17 protein-coding genes are annotated in these 17,856 nt (G+C 76.0%); 6 read left to right on the plus strand and 11 right to left on the minus strand.

Going from position 1 to position 17,856, the window contains the following annotated elements:
* Positions 1 to 28: 28 nt before the first annotated feature.
* Positions 29 to 721, plus strand: a complete 693-nt coding sequence (locus MTO91_RS18740) for a DUF899 family protein (RefSeq protein WP_476652110.1) — start codon at positions 29 to 31, stop codon at positions 719 to 721.
* On the opposite strand, the gene MTO91_RS18745 is transcribed toward MTO91_RS18740, so the two are convergent.
* A complete protein-coding gene (locus MTO91_RS18745; RefSeq protein ID WP_208826650.1) occupies positions 706 to 1,320 on the minus strand; it encodes a TetR/AcrR family transcriptional regulator in 615 nt (204 codons plus the stop codon). The two genes, MTO91_RS18740 and MTO91_RS18745, sit on opposite strands and share 16 nt — an antisense overlap.
* A 77-nt stretch (positions 1,321 to 1,397) precedes the next feature.
* On the opposite strand from MTO91_RS18745, the gene MTO91_RS18750 reads away from it, so the two are divergent.
* Positions 1,398 to 2,525: an NAD(P)H-dependent flavin oxidoreductase gene (locus MTO91_RS18750; RefSeq protein WP_357440680.1), complete on the plus strand. Its 1,128-nt coding sequence runs from the start codon at positions 1,398 to 1,400 to the stop codon at positions 2,523 to 2,525.
* Complete coding sequence (locus MTO91_RS18755; RefSeq protein WP_476652111.1) at positions 2,522 to 4,057, plus strand: acetyl-CoA acetyltransferase; 1,536 nt, start codon at positions 2,522 to 2,524, stop codon at positions 4,055 to 4,057. The genes MTO91_RS18750 and MTO91_RS18755 overlap by 4 nt, the downstream gene beginning before the upstream one ends.
* Before the next feature lie 45 nt (positions 4,058 to 4,102).
* Here the strand turns inward: MTO91_RS18755 and MTO91_RS18760 are convergent, their stop codons facing one another.
* Positions 4,103 to 5,407, minus strand: a complete 1,305-nt coding sequence (locus MTO91_RS18760; protein WP_476652112.1) for an aspartate aminotransferase family protein — start codon at positions 5,405 to 5,407, stop codon at positions 4,103 to 4,105.
* 105 nt (positions 5,408 to 5,512) lie between these two features.
* Entirely contained in the window at positions 5,513 to 5,902 is a 390-nt protein-coding gene (locus MTO91_RS18765; RefSeq protein ID WP_405416073.1) for a CinA family protein, read from the minus strand.
* Positions 5,903 to 6,038: 136 nt separating this feature from the next.
* Between MTO91_RS18765 and MTO91_RS18770 the strand changes: the two genes are divergently transcribed.
* Together MTO91_RS18770 and MTO91_RS18775 are read left to right on the plus strand one after the other, a co-directional pair.
* The gene (locus MTO91_RS18770) at positions 6,039 to 6,773 is read left to right on the plus strand and encodes a helix-turn-helix domain-containing protein (RefSeq protein ID WP_405416071.1); all 735 of its coding nucleotides are present in this window, start codon (positions 6,039 to 6,041) and stop codon (positions 6,771 to 6,773) included.
* A 140-nt stretch (positions 6,774 to 6,913) separates the two neighbouring features.
* Complete coding sequence (locus MTO91_RS18775; protein ID WP_405416069.1) at positions 6,914 to 8,023, plus strand: thermonuclease family protein; 1,110 nt, start codon at positions 6,914 to 6,916, stop codon at positions 8,021 to 8,023.
* A 23-nt stretch (positions 8,024 to 8,046) separates the two neighbouring features.
* Here the strand turns inward: MTO91_RS18775 and MTO91_RS18780 are convergent, their stop codons facing one another.
* A complete protein-coding gene (locus MTO91_RS18780) occupies positions 8,047 to 10,524 on the minus strand; it encodes an FUSC family protein (RefSeq protein WP_476652114.1) in 2,478 nt (825 codons plus the stop codon).
* Positions 10,525 to 10,614: 90 nt separating this feature from the next.
* Between MTO91_RS18780 and MTO91_RS18785 the strand changes: the two genes are divergently transcribed.
* On the plus strand, positions 10,615 to 11,514 hold the full coding sequence (locus MTO91_RS18785) for an NADP-dependent oxidoreductase (protein WP_476652116.1): 900 nt from the start codon (positions 10,615 to 10,617) through the stop codon (positions 11,512 to 11,514).
* Here the strand turns inward: MTO91_RS18785 and MTO91_RS18790 are convergent.
* The 7 genes from MTO91_RS18790 to MTO91_RS18820 all read right to left on the minus strand — a co-directional run bounded on the left by MTO91_RS18790 (position 11,511) and on the right by MTO91_RS18820 (position 17,835).
* Positions 11,511 to 12,479, minus strand: coding sequence for an L-histidine N(alpha)-methyltransferase (locus MTO91_RS18790; RefSeq protein ID WP_357439715.1), 969 nt, complete (start codon positions 12,477 to 12,479; stop codon positions 11,511 to 11,513). The two genes, MTO91_RS18785 and MTO91_RS18790, sit on opposite strands and share 4 nt — an antisense overlap.
* The gene (locus MTO91_RS18795; RefSeq protein WP_251786521.1) at positions 12,476 to 13,498 is read right to left on the minus strand and encodes an iron-containing redox enzyme family protein; all 1,023 of its coding nucleotides are present in this window, start codon (positions 13,496 to 13,498) and stop codon (positions 12,476 to 12,478) included. The genes MTO91_RS18790 and MTO91_RS18795 overlap by 4 nt, the downstream gene beginning before the upstream one ends.
* Positions 13,495 to 13,710 carry a CDGSH iron-sulfur domain-containing protein gene (locus MTO91_RS18800; protein WP_073577251.1) on the minus strand — a complete coding sequence of 72 codons (216 nt, stop codon included), beginning with the start codon at positions 13,708 to 13,710 and terminating at the stop codon, positions 13,495 to 13,497. Before MTO91_RS18800 ends, MTO91_RS18795 begins: the two co-directional genes overlap by 4 nt.
* Complete coding sequence (locus MTO91_RS18805; RefSeq protein ID WP_476652118.1) at positions 13,700 to 14,359, minus strand: HemK2/MTQ2 family protein methyltransferase; 660 nt, start codon at positions 14,357 to 14,359, stop codon at positions 13,700 to 13,702. Before MTO91_RS18805 ends, MTO91_RS18800 begins: the two co-directional genes overlap by 11 nt.
* 1 nt (position 14,360) lies before the next feature.
* Entirely contained in the window at positions 14,361 to 15,323 is a 963-nt protein-coding gene (locus MTO91_RS18810; protein ID WP_476652120.1) for a DUF8129 domain-containing protein, read from the minus strand.
* Between the two features lie 87 nt (positions 15,324 to 15,410).
* Positions 15,411 to 15,869, minus strand: coding sequence for a GyrI-like domain-containing protein (locus tag MTO91_RS18815; RefSeq protein ID WP_476652122.1), 459 nt, complete (start codon positions 15,867 to 15,869; stop codon positions 15,411 to 15,413).
* Positions 15,870 to 15,930: 61 nt separating this feature from the next.
* Positions 15,931 to 17,835 carry a S9 family peptidase gene (locus MTO91_RS18820; RefSeq protein WP_476652123.1) on the minus strand — a complete coding sequence of 635 codons (1,905 nt, stop codon included), beginning with the start codon at positions 17,833 to 17,835 and terminating at the stop codon, positions 15,931 to 15,933.
* Between the last annotated feature and the right edge of the window lie 21 nt (positions 17,836 to 17,856).

Below are 17,856 nucleotides of genomic sequence, written 5' to 3' on the forward strand. Positions count from 1 at the left end.
TCCGGGCGCGACGCCGGTCACGCCTCACATGACCGAGCCGATCACCGCCGCCCTGCCACCCGTCGTCGACACCGCCACCTGGGAGCGCGAGCTCGCCGCGCTGCGCGTCCGCGAGAAGGCCGCCACCCGCGAGCTCGACACCATCGCCGCCGCCCGTCGCCGGCTGCCGATGGTCGAGATGCCCGACTACGTCCTGCGCGGAGAGGACGGCCCCGTCCGCCTCGCCGAGATCTTCGACGGCCACCCGCAGCTGATCGTCTACAGCCACATGTGGCACGACGGCGCCGACTGGCAGTGCGGCGGGTGCACGGGGTTCACCTCGCAGTTCACCCGGCTCGCCGGCCTGGAGAAGTTCGACGCCCGCTTCGTGATCGTCACCCAGGGCCCGATCGACGAGGCGCTGGTCTACCGGCGTCGCGTCGGCAACACCATGACCTGGTATTCGACGGCCCACAGCAGCTTCGGCACCGACGTCGGCGCCCCGCCCGGGGGCGGCTTCGCGGTCAACGTGTTCCTGCGCGACGGCGACCGCGTCTTCCGCACCTGGCACACCGACGGCCGCGGCACCGAGCAGCTGTCCTACCTGTTCCCGCTGGTCGACGTGCTGCCCTACGGCCGCCAGGAGGTCTGGCAGGACTCGCCGGAGGGCTGGCCGCAGGGCCCCACCTACAGCCGGTGGGCCGGGCCGCAGGAGATCGCCGCCGCCTACGGCGAGGGCTGAGCCCGCGCCCGTACCCCGGCCAGGACGGTGTCGACGACCGCCACCGCGTGTCCCCGGGCGTCGTCGCGGGCGGCAAGGTGTGCGGGGGTGGTCGCGACGTGGTTGCGCACCGCCCCCGCGACCAGGTCCGCGACCAGCGCCACCGACGTCCCGGCCGGGAGCTCGCCGCGCTCGATGCCGCGGCGCACCATCGTCCGGGCGCCGCGGACGTGCTCGGGATAGGCGTCGTCGGCGAGCGCCCCCGCGATCTCCGGGACCCGGTGGGAGTCGACGAGCAGCCGCTCGACCAGCCGGCCGTCGTCGCTCGTGGCGAACGCCGTCCACAGCTCGGCGAAGGTCACCAGGTCCTCGCGCAGCGAGCCGGTGTCGATGTCGGCGACGAAGCGGGCCCGGTCGCGCACCGCCGCCACGAGCAGCGCCGCCCGGGTCGGCCAGCGCAGGTACAGCGACCCCTTCCCGATCGACGACCGGCGGGCCACCTCCTCCAGCGACAGCCCGGACCAGCCGCGCTCGCCGTAGACCTCGCGGGCGGCGGCGAGGGCGCGACGGTCGACGTCCGGGTCGCGCGGACGTCCGCTGCGGCGCGACGGCGGGGGCACGGCGGCGATCCTGCCAGACGGTGCTGTGACCACCGACCTACTTCTGGACGGTGTTCGTCCGTAATACGCTCACCGGTGTGATCAGGACAGCGCTGACCGATCTGCTGGGCGTCGAGCACCCGATCGTCGGGTTCAACCGGTCCCCCGCGGTGGTGACCGAGGTGAGCCGCGCCGGGGGGTTCGGGGTGCTCGCCGCGGTCTCCTACACCGCCGAGGAGCTCGACGCGCAGCTGACCTGGATCGAGGAGCAGCTCGACGGGCGGCCCTACGGGGTCGACCTGCTCGTCCCGGAGAAGACCGCCGACACCGGGGCCGACCGGGAGGACCTCGTCGCCGCGCTGCGTGCGCAGCTCCCGGCCGAGCACCTCGCCTTCGTCGACGACCTGCTCGACCGCTACGGCATCCCGCGGGTGCCGGTCGACCCCGGGCGCGACGCGATCGCGGCGGGGATGAGCCGGCGCGGTGCCGAGGCCCAGCTCGACGCGGTGTTCGCCCACCGGCCCGCGCTCGTCGCGAACGCGCTCGGCACCGCGCCGCCGCACCTCGTGGAGCGCGCGCACGACGCCGGGACGGTCGTCGCCGCGCTGGTCGGGACCCGCCGGCACGCCGAACGGCAGCTCGCGGCCGGGGTCGACGTGCTCGTCGCGCAGGGCACCGAGGCCGGTGGACACACCGGCACCATCGCGACGACGGTGCTGACCCCGGAGATCGTCGGTGTCGCCGGGGACCGGCCGGTGCTGGCCGCGGGCGGCATCGCCTCGGGCGACCAGATGGCCGCCGCGCTCGCGCTCGGCGCGGCCGGGGTGTGGTGCGGCTCGGTGTGGCTGTCCAGTGTGGAGGACGTGGCGCCGGAGTCGGTGAAGCGCAAGTTCCTCGCCGCGGGCAGCGGCGACACCGTCCGCTCCCCCGCCCGGACCGGCAAGCCTGCCCGGCAGCTGCGCAGCGCCTACCACGACGCGTGGTCCGCACCCGGCGCGCCGGCGCCGCTGCCGATGCCGCTGCAGCCGCTGCTGACCCTGCAGGCCTGGTCGAGCATCGACGCCGCCGCCGACGCCGGGAACCCCGGCGCGACAGAGCTGCAGTCGTTCTTCGTCGGGCAGGTCGTCGGCGCGTTCACCGAGCTGCGCGGCGCGGGCGAGATCACCCGGGAGATGGCGCACGACTGCGAGCAGCGCATCGCCGCGCTCGCGGGGCTGGTCGGATGAACCTCGACCCGCGGACACCCGTCGTCGTCGGGGTCGGGGAGGCCTCCGAGCGGATCGGCGAGCCCGGTTACGCCGCGCTGTCACCGGTCGGGCTCGGTGCCGCCGCGGCCGCCGCGGCGCTCGCCGACACCGGTGCGGACCCGGCCGCGGTGGCGGCGGCGCTGGCCGTCGTCGCGGGGGTGCGGCAGTTCGAGATGTCGCTGCCCGGGGCGGTCGCGCCGCTGGGCCGGGCGGACAACTACCCGCGCGCGGTCGCCCGCCGCGTCGGCGCCGACCCGCGGCGGGCGGTGCTCGACGTCGTCGGCGGGCAGTCCCCGCAACGCCTCGTCGGCGAGTTCGCCGGCGCGATCGCCCGCGGGGAGGCCGGGGCGGTGCTGCTCGTCGGGGCCGAGGCGATGTCGACCGTGCGGGACCTGATGTCGCGCCCCGAGGCCGAGCGGCCCGACCACAGCGAGCACGTCGGCGGCACGCTGGAGGACCGCGGGTACGGCTCGGAGCTGCGCAGCCCGGTCGCCGAGGCGCACGGCGTGCTCTCCCCCGCCGCCTACTACGCGCTGTGCGAGAACGCCCGCCGCGCCCGGCTCGGCCTCGGCCGGGACGCCCACGCCCACGGGATGGGCGAGCTGTTCGCGCCGTTCACCCGGGTCGCCGCCGGGCATCCGCACGCCGCCGCGCCGCGGGTCCGAACGCCCGAGGAGCTCGTCACGACCGACGACCGCAACCGGATGATCACCGATCCGTACCCGCGGTTCCTCGTCTCGCGCGACCAGGTCAACCAGGGCGCCGCGGTCGTCCTCACCTCGGTCGGCACCGCCCACGACCTGGGGATCGACCCGCAGCGGTGGGTGTTCCTGCACGGCCACGCCGACCTCACCGAGCGCGCCGTGCTCGACCGCCCCGACCTGGGCGCCTACCCGGCCGCCGAGGCCGCCGTCCGGCACGCCCTGGACCGCGCCGGGACCCGCGTGGACGACCTCGCCGCGATCGACCTGTACTCCTGCTTCCCGATCGCGGTGTCCTCGGTCGCCGACCCCCTCGGGCTGGCCGCCGACGACCCGCGCGGGCTCACCGTCACCGGTGGGCTGCCGTTCTTCGGCGGGCCGGGGAACGACTACTCGATGCACGCGGTCGCCGAGGTCGTCCGACGCCTGCGGGCCGACCCGGGTACGTACGGCCTGGTCGGCGCGAACGGCGGGTTCCTGTCCAAGTACTCCGCCGGGGTCTACTCCACCCGCCCCGCCCCCTGGCGCGACGACGACAGCGCCGCGCTCCAGGCCCGGCTCGACGCCGTTCCCACCGTCCCGACGACGACCGCCGCCGACGGCGCGGCGACCGTCGAGACCTGGACGGTGCGCCACGACCGCGACGGCAGCCGGCACGCGGTCGTCGTCGGCCGGCTCGACGACGGCGGTGCGCGGTTCATCGGATGCGGTCGCGACGGCGAGCTGCCGGAACTGCTCGCCGGCGACCCGGCCGGGGCGGCGGTACGGGTCCGGCCAGACGGGAAGCTGACGATCGTCACGCCGCGCTGACAGGTGTCCGGACCCCGTGACCGCGAGGTCGCCGAGCGCGAGCCGTCACGTCGCTGCGACACCGGACCGGCGCACGGCCGCCGTCGAGGGCTGAGCCACCTCCCCCAGGGCCGTGCCGAGGATGTCCACACCGCGGCGGATCTCGGCCTCGGTCGCGGTCAGCGGCGGCGCGATCCGGAACGTCCCGCCCATGCCGGGCAGCTGCACGATGTTCATGTGCAGCCCCAGCTCGGCGCACCGCGCGGTGACGGCCGCCCCGAGCGCGTCGGTGTCGGAGCCCGCCAGCTCCAGCCCGACCAGCAGGCCGCGGCCGCGGACGTCGCCTATCATCCCGGTCGTGCGGGCCAGGTCCCGCAGACCGTCCTGCAGCAGCGTGCCCAGCTCGCGGGCGCGCAGGTCGAGCCGGTCGCGGGTGAGCACGTCGAGCACGGTGAGCCCGACCGCCGCCGGGAGGGGGTCGTTGACGTGGGTGGTGAAGAACAGGAAGCCGCGCTCGTGCGCGACCTGCTCGATCGCGGCCGTGGTGAGGACGGCGGCGAGCGGCAGGCCCGCCCCGAGCGTCTTGGACAGCGTGAGGATGTCCGGGACCACGCCGTCGCGCTGGTGGGCGTACCAGTCCCCGGTGCGGCACAGACCGGTCTGGGCCTCGTCCAGGATCAGCAGCATCCCGCGCTCGTGGCACTTGTCGCGCAGCGCCGCCAGGTAGCCCGGTGGCAGGTCGACGACCCCGCCGGAGGACAGGATCGGCTCGACGATGCAGGCGGCGAGGCTGCCGACGGACTGGGCGTCGATCAGGGCGAACCCGAGGTCGAGCTGGCGGCGCCAGTCGAGCTCCCCGGCGTCGTCGACGAGGTCGGGGCGGTAGCGGTCGGGCACCGGCAGCGCGAAGTTGCCGGGGGCGGCGGGCCCGTACCCGGCGCGGCCGGCGACGTAGGTCGCGTTCGCCGCGGCCTGGGTCATGCCGTGCCAGGACCGGGCGAAGGAGACGATCTCGTGCCGGCCGGTGACGAGCTTGGCCATCCGGATCGCGGCCTCGTTGGACTCCGCGCCGGTGGTCAGCAGCATCGCCCGGTCCAGTCCGCCGCCGACCGAGGCGCACAGCCGCTCGCACAGCTCCAGCACCGGCCGCGACAGCATCCCGCTGTAGAGGTGGTCGAGCCGGCCGACCTGGTCTCGGACGGTCGCGACGATCTCCGGGTGCGAGTGCCCGAGGATCGCGTTCATCTGCCCGGAGGTGAAGTCGAGCAGCTCCCGGCCGTCCTCGGTGGTGACGGTGCTCCCCTGGGCCCGGGCGATCACGCCGGGGGTGAAGCCGCCGCGGCCGGAGTAGCGGATGAGGTGCTCGGTCATGGCCCGAGTGTGGCACCGGCGCTGCGGGCGGTCAGCCTATCCGGTCGACGAGGAACCGCAGTGCCTCCCGGCCCGCCGCGGAACACACCTCGACCGGCTCGCCGGTCAGGACCCGGCGGACGACCTCGGTGTGTGCCCGTCGGCGACGGCGAGGAACACCGTGCCGGGATCCTGACCGTCCTGCGGATCCGGGCCGCCCGCGCCGGTGAGGGCGACGGCGATGTCCGCGCCGAGCAGCTTGCGCACCCGTTCGGCCATCACCCGGGCCGCGTCGGGGTCGACGACCGGGCCGTCGGGGACGTCCAGCACATCGTGCTTGACCTGCGAAGAGTAGGCGACGAGACCGCCGCGGTACCACTCGCCGGCGCCGCTGGACGCGGCCAGTGCGGCGGACACCATCCCCCCGGTGAGCGACTCGGCCACCGCGACGGTCCGGCCCGCCGACGAGGCGAGGTCGGAGATACGGGCGGCGAGGTCGTCGAGCTCGTTCGGCACCCGGGTGAGCTACCCGAGACGTGGCGGCACAATCCCGCGGCCGGCTCGCCCGGCCCCCGATGCCCACACGGGACGGTGCGGCGACGGATACGGCAAGGTGGAGCCAGGAGCGGGAATCGGACGGGGGGGGACGGTCGTGACCTGGAGCACCCGTGAGGTCGCCGAGCTGGCCGGCACCAGCCTGCGGGCGGTGCGGCACTACCACGAGATCGGGCTGCTGGCCGAGCCCGAGCGGCGGACGAACGGCTACAAGCAGTACGGGGTCGCGCACCTGGTGCGGCTGCTGCGGATCAAGCGGCTCGTCGACCTCGGGTTCTCGCTGGGCCAGATCTCCGAGATGAACGACGCCGACGCCCATCCGGAGGAGGCCGCCCGCGCGCTCGACGCCGAGCTGGCCGACACCATCGAGCGGCTGCAGCAGGCCCGCACCGAGCTGGCCCTGATCCTGGACGGTGCCGCGCCCACCGACCTGCCCACCGAGTTCGCCGCGGCCGCCGACCAGCCGATGTCCGAGGCCGACCGGTCGCTCACCCTCGTCCTTCCGCGGGTGCTGGGCTCGGAGCGGCTGCAGGCCGTCGCGGACATGCTGGCCGACGCCCGCCCGGACCCGACGCAGAACCGGTTCGACACGCTCCCGGCCGACGCCGACGAGGCCACCCGCCAGGAGCTCGCCGACCGGATGGTGCCCTACATGCGCGCGCTCTACGAGACCCATCCCGGCCTGGTCGCGCCGAACACCGACGCACCCGTCGGTGAGCAGCGGGCGGAGCAGACCCTGGGCCGAGCGATGCGGGAGCTGTACAACCGCGCCCAGCTCGACGTGCTCGTGCGCGCCGGGAAGGCCCTCGCCGCAGAGCGTGGGGACGGCTGAACCGGGCCCACCGCCGGCGATCATCAGTAGTGGGGATCGGCCCGGCCGACCGATAACGCCCCCGTCCGTTTCGCGATGCGCCGTGTGCACCGTCGGATCGGTCCGATGCGCGCAGGCGCGCACGGGAACAGGGGTGGGTCGTGCTCGGGAAGATGATCGCCGCGGTGGTCGCGGTCACCGCGACCGTCGCGGGTGTGGGACTCGTGGCGAGCGGCGGGTCGGACCAGGCCGTCGTGACCCGCATCGTCGACGGCGACACGTTCGAGGCGACCCTGGACGGCCGCAGCACCACGGTCCGGCTGCTCAACATCGACACCCCGGAGACCGTCGATCCCGACTCCACCGTCCAGTGCCTCGGCCCGGAGGCGGCCGCCCGGCTCGCCGCGCTCATCCCGGTCGGCAGCACCGTCGACCTGTCCTACGACGACGAGCGCGTCGACGGCTGGGGCCGCACCCTGGCCGGGGTGCACGACACCGGGGGCCGGCTGGTCAACGCCGAGCTCGCCCGGGAGGGACTCGGCACCGCGATGGTGGTCGGCGGCAACGACCGCTACCTCGACGAGGTCACCGAGGCCCAGGAGGAGGCGCGCGCAGCGGGCCGCGGGCTGTACGCGACGACGGTGTCCTGCACCGTCCCCGCGCAGGTGGAGCGGGCCCGCGGCACCGTCGCGGGGCTGGCACAGCGGGCGTCGTCGCCGTCGCCGGACCCGGCGCAGCTCGACGCCGCGGGCCGGGAGGCCGTCGACGCGCTGACCGTGCTGGCGGGGCTGGACGCCGACGTCCGGGCACACCGGGCGGGTGTGGCCTGGGCGGTGCTGTCCGAGCTCGACCGGGCCCGTCTGACCGGGGTCCTCGACACCGCCTCCGACGACGCCCGGACACTGCAGGTCCGTTTCGCCGAGCAGGCCTCGGACGTGCGGGAGGCACAGCGCCTGGCCGCCGAGCAGGCCGAGCGCGACCGCGTCGCCCGGGAGGAGGCGGCCCGCGCCGAGGCCGCCGCCGAGCAGGCGGCCCGCGACGCCGCCGCCGAGCAGCGTCGTCCCGCCGCCGCGCCCGCCCCGGCCCCGGTCGCCCCGGCGGCCGCTCCGGCGGGCGGGGGCTGCGACTCGAACTACACCCCCTGCGTGCCGCTCTCGGCGACCGACCTCAACTGCGGGGACCTGTCCGGCGGGCCGTTCCGGGTCGTGGGGACCGACCGGCACCGCCTGGACGCGGACTCCGACGGGATCGGCTGCGAGTCGCAGGGCTGACCGGGCCGGCCGCGGGTCGCGGGTCAGCCGTGGGTGAGGCAGCCGCGCCGCCCGACGACCCGCGCCGGACCACGTGCGGGCCCCTGCGCCGTGACCGGCACCGGGCGCGACGCCGGCGCGGCCAGCACCACGTCCGGCAGCACCGTCCCCGGCCCCAGGTGCACGTGCTCGCCGAAGGGCGCGGGCCCGGCGACGGCCGGTGCGGCGACGAGCAGGTGCGTCCCGGCCGGCACGCGGACGGCGAACCCGCCGTCGTCGCCGGTGGTGACGCGGTCCAGCTGACGGCCCGCCCCGTCGACGACGGTGACCGTCGCCGCGGCGGGTGCGCCGTCGGGTCCGCGGACCCGCCCGACCGTGGCCGGGGCGGGCCCGTTCTCGCCGGTCTCCAGCAGCGCCGGGAGCTCGGCGGCCAGCAGCCCGGCCTCGCGGGCGAGCGCGGCGCCGCGTCCGGTCCCGCCGGCCGGGCCGATCAGCAGGTCGAGCACGGCCGCGCAGCTGCCCGCGGGCACCGGCCGCCCGGCGACGGCGTCCGCGGTGAGCTGCGCCAGGCGCGCACAGCCCGCGGTCAGCGCCGGGGTCCCCGACACCCCTTCGGCGGAGCGGGCCAGGCGCCGCGCGTGTTCGGCGACGGCGGTGCAGGCGGTCAGCCCGTGCACGACGTCGCGGTGGGTGGAGCCCAGCCAGGTCCGGGTCAGCGGACGCCCCAGCAGCAGCGTCTGATGCAGCGCGGCGTCGAGTGCGCGCGCCCCGGCACGCAGGTCCTCGCACGGGCCGGGCCGGCGCAGCGCCCGGTCGACCGTGCCCAGCAGCTCGGCCAGCGCGTCGAGCAGCCCGCGGCGGGCCTCCTCGGCGGCGGACCGGGTGCGAGTGGGCAGCACGAGCACCGACACCGCGCAGCCGATCAGACCGCCGACCACGGTCTCCTCCAGGCGCAGCACCATCAGGTCCACCGTGAAGGTGCCGAGCAGCGCGTAGAGCTCGCCGAGCATCAGCGTGATGAAGAAGATCATCAGCGCGTAGGAGAGCCGGAACAGGTAGAGCGCGCCGAAGATGCTGAGCAGGATCACCGGCAGCACCACGGCGACGTCGGGTCCCAGCACCGGCACCAGCGCGATCGCGCCGACCAGGCCGATCATGGTGCCGACGATGCGGTGCGCGGCCTTCCGCACCGTCTCGGCGACGGTCGCGGTGCCGGTGAAGGCGATGAACGCGGCCAGCACCGCCCAGTAGTAGCGCTGCTCGGACAGCGCGTCGCCCACCGCGATCGCGACCGCGGTGGCCACCGCGACCTGCACGGCCTGGCGGGTGGTCAGCGACAGCCGCGAGGCGGGACGGCCGGGGTCCGGCGGGCGGTGCAGCCGGGTCACCGTGCCCGCCGAGCCGGGCAGGTTGCCCGCGAAGAGCTGGACCGCGGGGGCGAACGCGGCTGCCTCCCCGACCGTCGCGGGACCTCCCTCCGGCGCGGTGTCGAGGGCGCCCTCCGGGGCGGTGTCGAGGGCGGCGGTCCAGTCGGCACGGGCGTCGGCGAGCACCGTGGCGTCGACGGCGAGCCGGCGCGGACCCGGGGCCGCCACCCGGTCGGCGACCCGTCCGGCCCGCTCGCGCACCGCGTCCCAGCGGCCGCCGTGCAGCGCGGTGAGGACCGCGCGGGCGTCGTCGCAGTCCAGGGTGCCGGGGCCGACCCGGGTCAGCGCGGTGACGGCCAGCTCGGCGTCGAACACCCCCCGGCGGACGATCCGGGCGGCGTCGTCGTCGGCGACGGCGGCCGGGGTCCCCAGCTGCCCGTCGATGACCAGCGCGGCCTCGTTCACCCGGACCAGAAGGCTCGCCAGCCGGGCCTCGGCGCGCCCCCGCTCCGCGGTGCCGGGGGCGTGCCCGTCGAGGGCCAGCACGGTCCCGGCGAGACCGGCGAGCCGCGCCTCGAACGAGCGCAGCATCCGGCGCAGCACCCGGTCGTTGCGGATCGGGAGCAGCACCAGCGTCAGCAGCATCACCCAGACGATCGCGACCGCGACGACGAACGCGACCCCCGGCAGCATCTCCGGACGCAGGCTCAGGAACAGGGCGAAGAAGTAGCCCATGAACCCGCCCATGCCGCACACGAAGTACCGCAGCCCGAAGCGGCGTACCCAGACCGCGACGAACACCACCACGACGAACGCGGTCAGCGACGCGAGCCGGTTCCGGTCGACGAGCAGCGCCACGCCCATCCCGGCGAGCATCGACAGGGCCAGGAAGCACAGCGTGACCGCCTGCCCGGCGCGGGTGGCGTCGACGATCCCGAACGAGGCCAGCATCGCCACCACCGCCCCGAGCATCATCGGCACCAGCGGCGGGGTGCCCGTCGTCGTCGCGACGAGGTACTCCACACCCAGCGTGCTGGCGATCGCCAGCACGGCGCGGACCGCCGAGACGAGCCGGACGAGGCCGGGGTCGGAGGCGACGAACCGGTCACGGGCCCGGAGGAGGCGGTCGGACGCGGTCGGCACAGTCCGTTGCATATGCTAACGGTATACCGGATCGTGATCTTCGCGCATCCCGGGCCCGCCGGACGTAGCGTGGGCGCCCAGGACCGATCACGGAGGTGGCGGGTGCGCGGGTACGGGTTCGTGGCGGCGGGTGGCCCGGAGCAGCAGGGGTTCGTCGAGGTCGCAGAGCCGCGGCCCGGGCCGGGTGAGCTGCTCGTGCGGGTCCGGGCGGCCGGGGTCAACCCGGGCGACTGGCGGATGCGCGACGGCGACTACGGCGTCGCCGGGCCCGCGGTGCTCGGCCGCGAGGTCGCCGGGACCGTGCTGGAGGTCGGCGACGGCGTCACCGGGTTCGCCCCCGGCGACGAGGTGTTCGGCGGCTGCCCGGACATGCAGGGCGGCTGGGCGCCGCGGGCGCGGGTCACCGCCGGGTTCGCCGCGCACCGCCCGCCGGAGGTCTCGCCCGAGCAGGCGGCGGCGCTGCCGGTCGCCGCGGGCACCGCCTGGGACACCCTCACGAACCTCGACCTGCCCGCCGGGGCGACGCTGCTGGTCAACGGGGCGGGCGGCGGGGTCGGCCTGCCGCTGGTGCAGCTGGCCCGCCGCCGTGGGCTGACGGTCGTCGGCACGGCGAGCCCCGGCAAGCACGCCCTGCTCGCCGGGTTCGGCGCCGTCCCGGTGGCCTACGGCGACGGCGTCGCCGACCGGATCCGCGCGGCCGCGCCCGGCGGCGTCGACGGCGCCCTGGACCTGGTCGGCGGCGACGCCCTGCGCGCGGTGGCCGGGCTCGTCCCGCCCGCGACGCTGTACTCGATCGCGGACAAGCCGCTGGTCGCGCAGCTGGGCGGCCGCGACGTCACCCGCGACCGCAGCACCGCGGTGCTCGACGCGCTCGCCGCCCTCGTCGCGGCCGGGGAGCTCGACCCGCTGGTGCGCGAGGTCCGGCCGCTGGCCGAGGCCGGGGCGGCGCTCGCCCTGGTCGAACAGGGTCACGTGACCGGCAAGGTCGTCCTGGTGCTCTAGTCCCGACGGAACAGGAACAGCCCGTAGCGGTGCTCGTCGTCGACCCACTCGGCCTCGGCCCGCAACCCGTGCCGGGCCACGTCGGTGCGCAGCCGGTCGGGCTCGAACTTCGCCGAGAACCCGACGTTGAGGCTGTCGCCGCGACGCAGCTCCAGCGTCCGGTCCAGGCCCGGCAGCACCACGGTCTGGTCCCGGCGCGCCCACAGCCGCCCGTCGACGACGTCGGCGGCGGCGTCGTAGTGCGCCGCCGGGTGCACCGCGTCGAGGGCGACGCTCCCGCCGAACCGGCGTGCCAGGTGGTCGAGGTGGTTGAGCCGGAACCGGGCGAAGGCGTCGTGTCCGGGCGGGTCGTTGTAGCAGGACTCGAACACCGCGGCGGGCTTGACGAGGTCCGCGGACACCAGCAGCGCGTCGCCGGGGCGCAGCGTGGCGCCGATCCGGGCGAGCAGCGCGGAGCGCTCGTCGGCCGTGGTGTTGCCGATGTTGGCGCCGAGGAACAGCACCGCCACCGGGGCGCCGCCGTCGTCGCGCAGCCGGTCGAGGCCGGCCTCGTAACGCCCCCACAGCCCGGTGACGGTCAGCCCCGGCAGGTCCGCCATGCGTTCGGCGCTGAGCACGAGCATCTCGCGGCTCACGTCGATCGGCAGGTAGGTCGTCGGCCGGGCCGCCGAGCAGTGTTCGAGCAGCAGCCGCGTCTTCTTCGCGCTCCCGGACCCGAGCTCGGCGACGCGTGGGCAGCCCAGCCGGGCCGCGATGTCGGTGCCGTACCGCTCCAGGAGCGCCCGCTCGCACCGGGTCAGGTAGTAGGTCGGCAGCTCGGTGATCTGTTCGAACAGCTCCGAGCCGAGCGCGTCGTAGCCGAACCAGGGCGGGATCCGCGGCAGCGGCTCGGCGAGGCGGGCGCGCAGCTCGTCGGTGTCGTCCCAGAAGGAGCCCTGTTCCAGCTCGACCGGGGCGGCGGTCACCGGCCCGGCCCGTCGTCGAGCGGCCGGCGCAGGCTCGGCTCCCCCGCCGCCCAGCGGGCCAGCACGTGCCCGCCGAGCCGGTCGCCGAGCAGCCCGGCGGCCCGGATCCCGAACACGACGTCGGCGGCCAGGCCGGGCTCGGTCCGCAGCAGCGGGGCGAGGACGTCGCGGCGCACGACCTGCTCGTGCACGGCGTCGGCCTCCACGTGCTCGTCGTAGAAGCGGAGGGCGGCGGGGCCGCAGCCGAGCCGGCGCATCGCGCGGACCAGGCGCTCCGATCCGGGCGAGGAGGTCAGCTCGACCAGCGCGAACTGCCCGACCAGCGCGCCGCGCAGGCTGCGCCGCAGCCCGCACAGCGACATGAAGTTGACCTCGGCGAGGGTCTCGGCACCGACGGCGTCGACGTGCGCGCCGTAGGCGTCGGACAGGCCGAGGTCGCGCATCATGCCGGCGAACAGCACGGCGTGCATGCCCGCGGCGTCGCCCGCGCCGTACTCGTCGTGCTCGACGGTGACCAAGCCCGCCTTGGCGGCCGGGGGGAGCCGTGGGATCACCCAGGCCTGCGGGTCGGCCTCCTTCAGGTGGTAGATCGAGCGGTGCACGACGTACTCGCGCAGCTGCCACAGCTCGCCGCGGCGCAGCAGGTGGTGGGTCACGCCGGTCTCCGCGCCCGGCCCGACCGGCTCGACGAGCAGCTCGGCGACGGTCGCGTCGACGTCGTCGCCGGGCGGGACCGCAGCACGCAGGGCGGCCAGGAACCGGTCCTCCAGCGCCACGCGCAGGCCGAGCAGCGCCACGTCCCACTCGTGCTCGTCGCCGACCCCGGCGAAGCCGCGGTAGTGCAGCTCGTAGCAGCAGTGCAGGGCCAGGTGCAGGTCCTCGCCCCACGGGTCGGCATCGCCCGCGGCGGGCAGCGCGGCGGGGTCGCCGCCCAGCCGGGCCAGGACGGCGCCGGACAGCGGGCCGCGCGCCGCCGGCAGCGGCGCGGTCCCGGTGCCCGGGTGCGGGGGTGCGGTCACGTCGGGTCCTCCTGTCGCACGCGGGTGCGGTGGCTGGTGTCGCAGAACGGCGGACGGCGGGTGCGCCGGCAGGTGCACAGCGCGGTGACCGGGCGCCGCGACGTCACCCGGGTGCCGTCGGGCAGCTCGACCTCCACCGGGCCGGTCACCAGGACCGGGCCGTCGTCGGTGAGCCGCACCCGGGCGGGGCCGGCGCCGGTCTCACGACCCACGGACGGCCTCGATCACCACGAGCTCCTCGTCGGCGGCGCCGGGCTCGACCAGGCCGCGGGCCTCGTGCAGCGCGGTGCGGGCCCGCATCACCGGGCCGAGCGGGATCCGGGACCGGTCGGCGACCCGCACGGTGAGCCCGGCCGCGGCGAGCCGGTCCAGCGAGGCCTGCACCCCGGAGACGGCGCTGTGCACCATGAGCAGCGCGCCGCCCGGTCCGAGGTGGGCGGCGACGCCGTCGCAGATGCGGTCGATCACGGCACGGCCGTCGCGGCCGCCGTCCCAGCTGCGGGCCCGGCGGTACCGGACGAGCCGGTCGGTGTGCGACGGCACGTACGGCGGGTTGGCGGTGACCAGGTCGAACCGCCGGCCGTCGACGGGGCCGAACAGGTCACCGCGGTGCACCGTCAGCGCGGTGCGGTGCAGCCGGGCGTTGACCCGTGCCGCGAGCACGGCGCGCCGTGACAGGTCGACCGCGGTGACCGCACCGGCACCGCAGCGGGCCGCGGCGAGCGCCACGGTCCCGGTGCCGGTGCCCAGGTCGAGCACCGCCCCACGGGCCCGCCCGGAGACGGCGACGGCGCGGGCCAGCATCTGCGAGTCCGACTGGGGCCGGTAGACCCCGGGCGGGGTCAGGAGCATGGGCGCCATGTCAGTGCGCGACCGTCTCGCGGGCCACCTCGGCGTGCCGGGTGCGGGCCGCGGTGAGCACGCCCGCCCGGTTCTTGTGCTGCTCCTCGTAGCGCAGCACGGCCTGCACGTCCTCGGGCGTGTCGAGCTCGCGGACGGCGCGGGCCGCGTCGGGGACGGACAGGTCGTCGTAGCCGTCGACCGGGAGCTCGCCGGCGCCGAGCGCGCCGCGGGCCCGGCGGGTGTCGTGCAGCGCCCGGGCGGCATCGCCGGCCCGCTCGCGGCGGGCGATGTCCTCGGCGCGCTCCAGGGCGGCGTCCAGCCCGGAGCCGAGGACGTCGGCGGCGTCGCGCCCGGCGCGGTCGGCGCCGTCGCCGAGTGCCGACGCGGTGCGCCGCACCCGTTCCCCGGCCCGGGTCAGCTCGTGCCCGGCCCGGTTCAGGCCGACGGCGCCGAGGCGGGCCGGGAGCCGCACGACGTCGGTGACGGCGCCGCGCACGACCTGCAGCGGGGTGGCCCGCAGCGGCGCGGGCCCGCCGACGGCCTCCTCGGCGAGCACGGTGGTCAGCCACTCGACGGTCTCGGTGTGGGCCTCGACGAGCTCGCCGGCGAGGCGGTGCACCCGGTCGGGCCCCGACACGGTCAGCGCCTGCAGATAGCGGGCGCGGTCCTGCAGCTGCCGCTCCAGCGCGAGGTCGCCGAGCAGCGCCTCGTCGAAGCGCTGGGCCTGCTCGACCTGGCTCTTCACGAACGCGAGGATCCGGCCGCCGACGGCGCCGACCAGGTCGGGTACGGCGTCGAGCTCGCGCAGGGCGTCCTGGATGCGGCCGAGCCGGTCCTCGGCGCGGCGGGCGTTGTCGGTGAGCTCGCGGCGGGTCTCGTCGGTGCGGGCCTGCACGGTGCGCAGGCGCGCGATCCGGTTCTCGGTGCGGGTCAGCTGCTCCAGCACACGGAGCTGGGCGACCACGGCGGCGGTATCGGTCACGAACACGTCCTCTTGCGGCGGCGACAGGGTCGCACCACGCCTACCCGCGATCCGCGGTCCCACTCCTGCCCACCGGTGCCGCTCCGGTCAGATCACCGGCATGTTCAGCTCGGTGCGCAGGTCGGCGGGGTCCATGTCCGGCGACGGCTCGGTCAGGTAGACCTCCCAGAACACGTCGCCGCCGCGCAGGCCCTGCGCGGCGACCCACTCCCCCAGCCGCTGCCAGGCGGCGCCGAGCCCGTCGAACGAACCGGCGTGCACGACGCGGGCCACCCGGCAGGCGGGCAACGCGCCGGCGACGACGTCGCCGTCCGGGGTGACCTCGCGGTCGGTGGGGAACCCCGTCTCGAGGTCGGCGGTCGCGGTCAGCGGCCCCCGGTACAGCGCGAACGCCGGGCCGGTGACCGTCACGCCCTGCCCGGAGACGGTCCCGGGGAGGACGGAGTAGGCGCGGTCGAAGAAAGCGGGCAGGTCGGTGAACGGGACCGTGCCGCGGACGACGGCGGTGGGGCAGGCGGTGACCTCGAGGAGCTCGGGGGTGGTCATGGACGGGTCCTTCCGGCGGGGTGGGTGGTCCACCGGGGTGGACCGCGCCGGGTGTGCGGACTCATCGGTCCGCGCGGGGCGCGAGGTGGGTGGCGAGGAAGCGGTCGGCGGCCTCGAACATGGTGGCCAGGTTCTCCGGGTTGACGATGGCGTGCCCCTCGTCGTCGAACACCAGGTAGTCGACGTCGACCCCGCGTCCGCGCAGCGCCGCGACGAGGTTGTCGGACTCGGCGCGCACCACCCGGACGTCGTTGGCGCCCTGCACCACCATCAGCGGGGTGCGGATGTCGTCGACCCGGGTGATCGGCGAGCGGGCCAGCATGTCCGCCTCCTGCGCCGGGTCGGCCGGGTCGCCGACGTAGCGGAACCAGTTGTTGACCAGCCCGGGCCGGGTGAACTCCGGCACGGTGCGCAGGAAGTCCGCCAGGTTCGAGATGCCGACGTACTCCACCGCCGCGGCGAACCGGCCCGGGGTGAACGCGACCCCGACCAGGGTGGCGTAACCGCCGTAGGAGCCGCCGAACATCGCGACCCGGTCCGGGTCGGCGTACCCGCGGGCGACGGCCCAGTCGACGGCGTCGATCAGGTCGTCGTGCATGGCGCCGGCGAACTCCCCGACCGCGGCCTCCATGTGGGCGCGACCGAACCCGTAGGACCCCCGGAACTGCGGCTGCAGCACCGCGTAGCCGCGGTTCGCCCACAGCTGCACGCTCGCGTCGAAGCCCCACCAGTCCCGCGACCACGGCCCGCCGTGCGGCATCAGCACCAGCGGCAGGCCCTCGGGTGCGACGCCGACGGGCAGCGTCAGGTAGGCGAGCATGTCCCGGCCGTCGCGGGCGGTGATCGTGACGGTCTCCATCGGTGCGAGCTGTGCCGGGTCGAGGTCGGGGCGCGGCCGGAACAGCAGCCGCGACTCCCCCGTGGCGTGGTCGTGGAACCACGTCTGCGGGTCGCGGTCGTGGGCGAACGTCGCCACCCAGCGGCGCCCGTCGACGTCGCCGGAGACGCCGGACAGGTCGCCGTCGCACAGGCCGCGCAGCGCGTCGAGGATCTCGGCGAAACCGGGGTCGACCGCGCGGATCTCCTGACGCGCCCCGAGGTAGCGGACGCCGAGCAGCTCCCCGGTGGCCCGGTGCCGGATCAGCGCCGGCGGCAGGCTGGGGAAGATCTGGGCACGGATGTCAATGTCGTGCTCGGGGTGCCGGTCGACCTCGGTGACCTCGCCGGTGGTGGTGTCGAGCCGGCCGAGGTGCAGCCGGTCGCCGTCGCCGTACGTGCCGACCCAGATGCCGGTGCCGTCCGGGGTCGGCTCGTAGGGGTACACGCCGATCGGATGGGCGTCACCGTCGACGGTCGCGACCAGGTCGTCGCCGCGCCACACCTGCGCGACGCCGTCCGCGGTGAGGGTCTCGCGCAGCAGCTCGTCGCCGACGAGGATCCAGCCGTCGCCGCCGCCGGGGCTCTGCGCGAGCACCGTCATCTCCCCGGTCGCGACCTCGAGCTCGCACAGGTCGAACTCCACGGGGTTGCGGGCGTTGCTCTGCAGCAGCAGCGTCCCGGGCCGCTCCGGGCGCTGCTCGAGGCCGAAGGTCGTCGCGTCCTCGAACGGGGTGAGGTCCACCGCGGGCGCGTCCGGCGCGGTCAGGTCGACGCGGAACACGTGCCAGTTCTCGTCGCCGCCGGTGTCCTGCAGGTAGAGGAGGAAGCGGGGATCGTCGGTCCAGAGGTAGCGGAGCACGGTGCGGGTCTCGTCGGCGGTGACACAGCGCTCGCCGCTGCCATCCACATCGGACACCCACACGTTCAGGCGTCCCTTCCACGGGGCCAGGAAGGCGATGCGGGTGCCGTCCGGGGAGATCGTGGCGGCGGTGCGGTCGGGCATCCGCAGCAGGTCACGGGCGGGGATCCGGTCGGGCAGGGCCATGGTGGTCTCCGGGGTCGGGGCGGCGGTCGGGACGGCGGTCACAACGCGGTCGGGGTCCGGTGG

It is taken from the genome of Pseudonocardia sp. 2-7 (assembly GCF_056341085.1).

Excerpts from the sequence above, each read along its gene's own strand:
- MTO91_RS18805 (WP_476652118.1), bottom strand. The coding sequence starts at position 14,359 with ATGGCGCCCATGCTCCTGACCCCGCCCGGGGTCTACCGGCCCCAGTCG.
- MTO91_RS18815 (WP_476652122.1), bottom strand. The coding sequence starts at position 15,869 with ATGACCACCCCCGAGCTCCTCGAGGTCACCGCCTGCCCCACCGCCGTC.
- MTO91_RS18740 (WP_476652110.1), top strand. The coding sequence starts at position 29 with ATGACCGAGCCGATCACCGCCGCCCTGCCACCCGTCGTCGACACCGCC.
- MTO91_RS18780 (WP_476652114.1), bottom strand. The coding sequence starts at position 10,524 with ATGCAACGGACTGTGCCGACCGCGTCCGACCGCCTCCTCCGGGCCCGT.
- MTO91_RS18760 (WP_476652112.1), bottom strand. The coding sequence starts at position 5,407 with ATGACCGAGCACCTCATCCGCTACTCCGGCCGCGGCGGCTTCACCCCC.
- MTO91_RS18755 (WP_476652111.1), top strand. The coding sequence starts at position 2,522 with ATGAACCTCGACCCGCGGACACCCGTCGTCGTCGGGGTCGGGGAGGCC.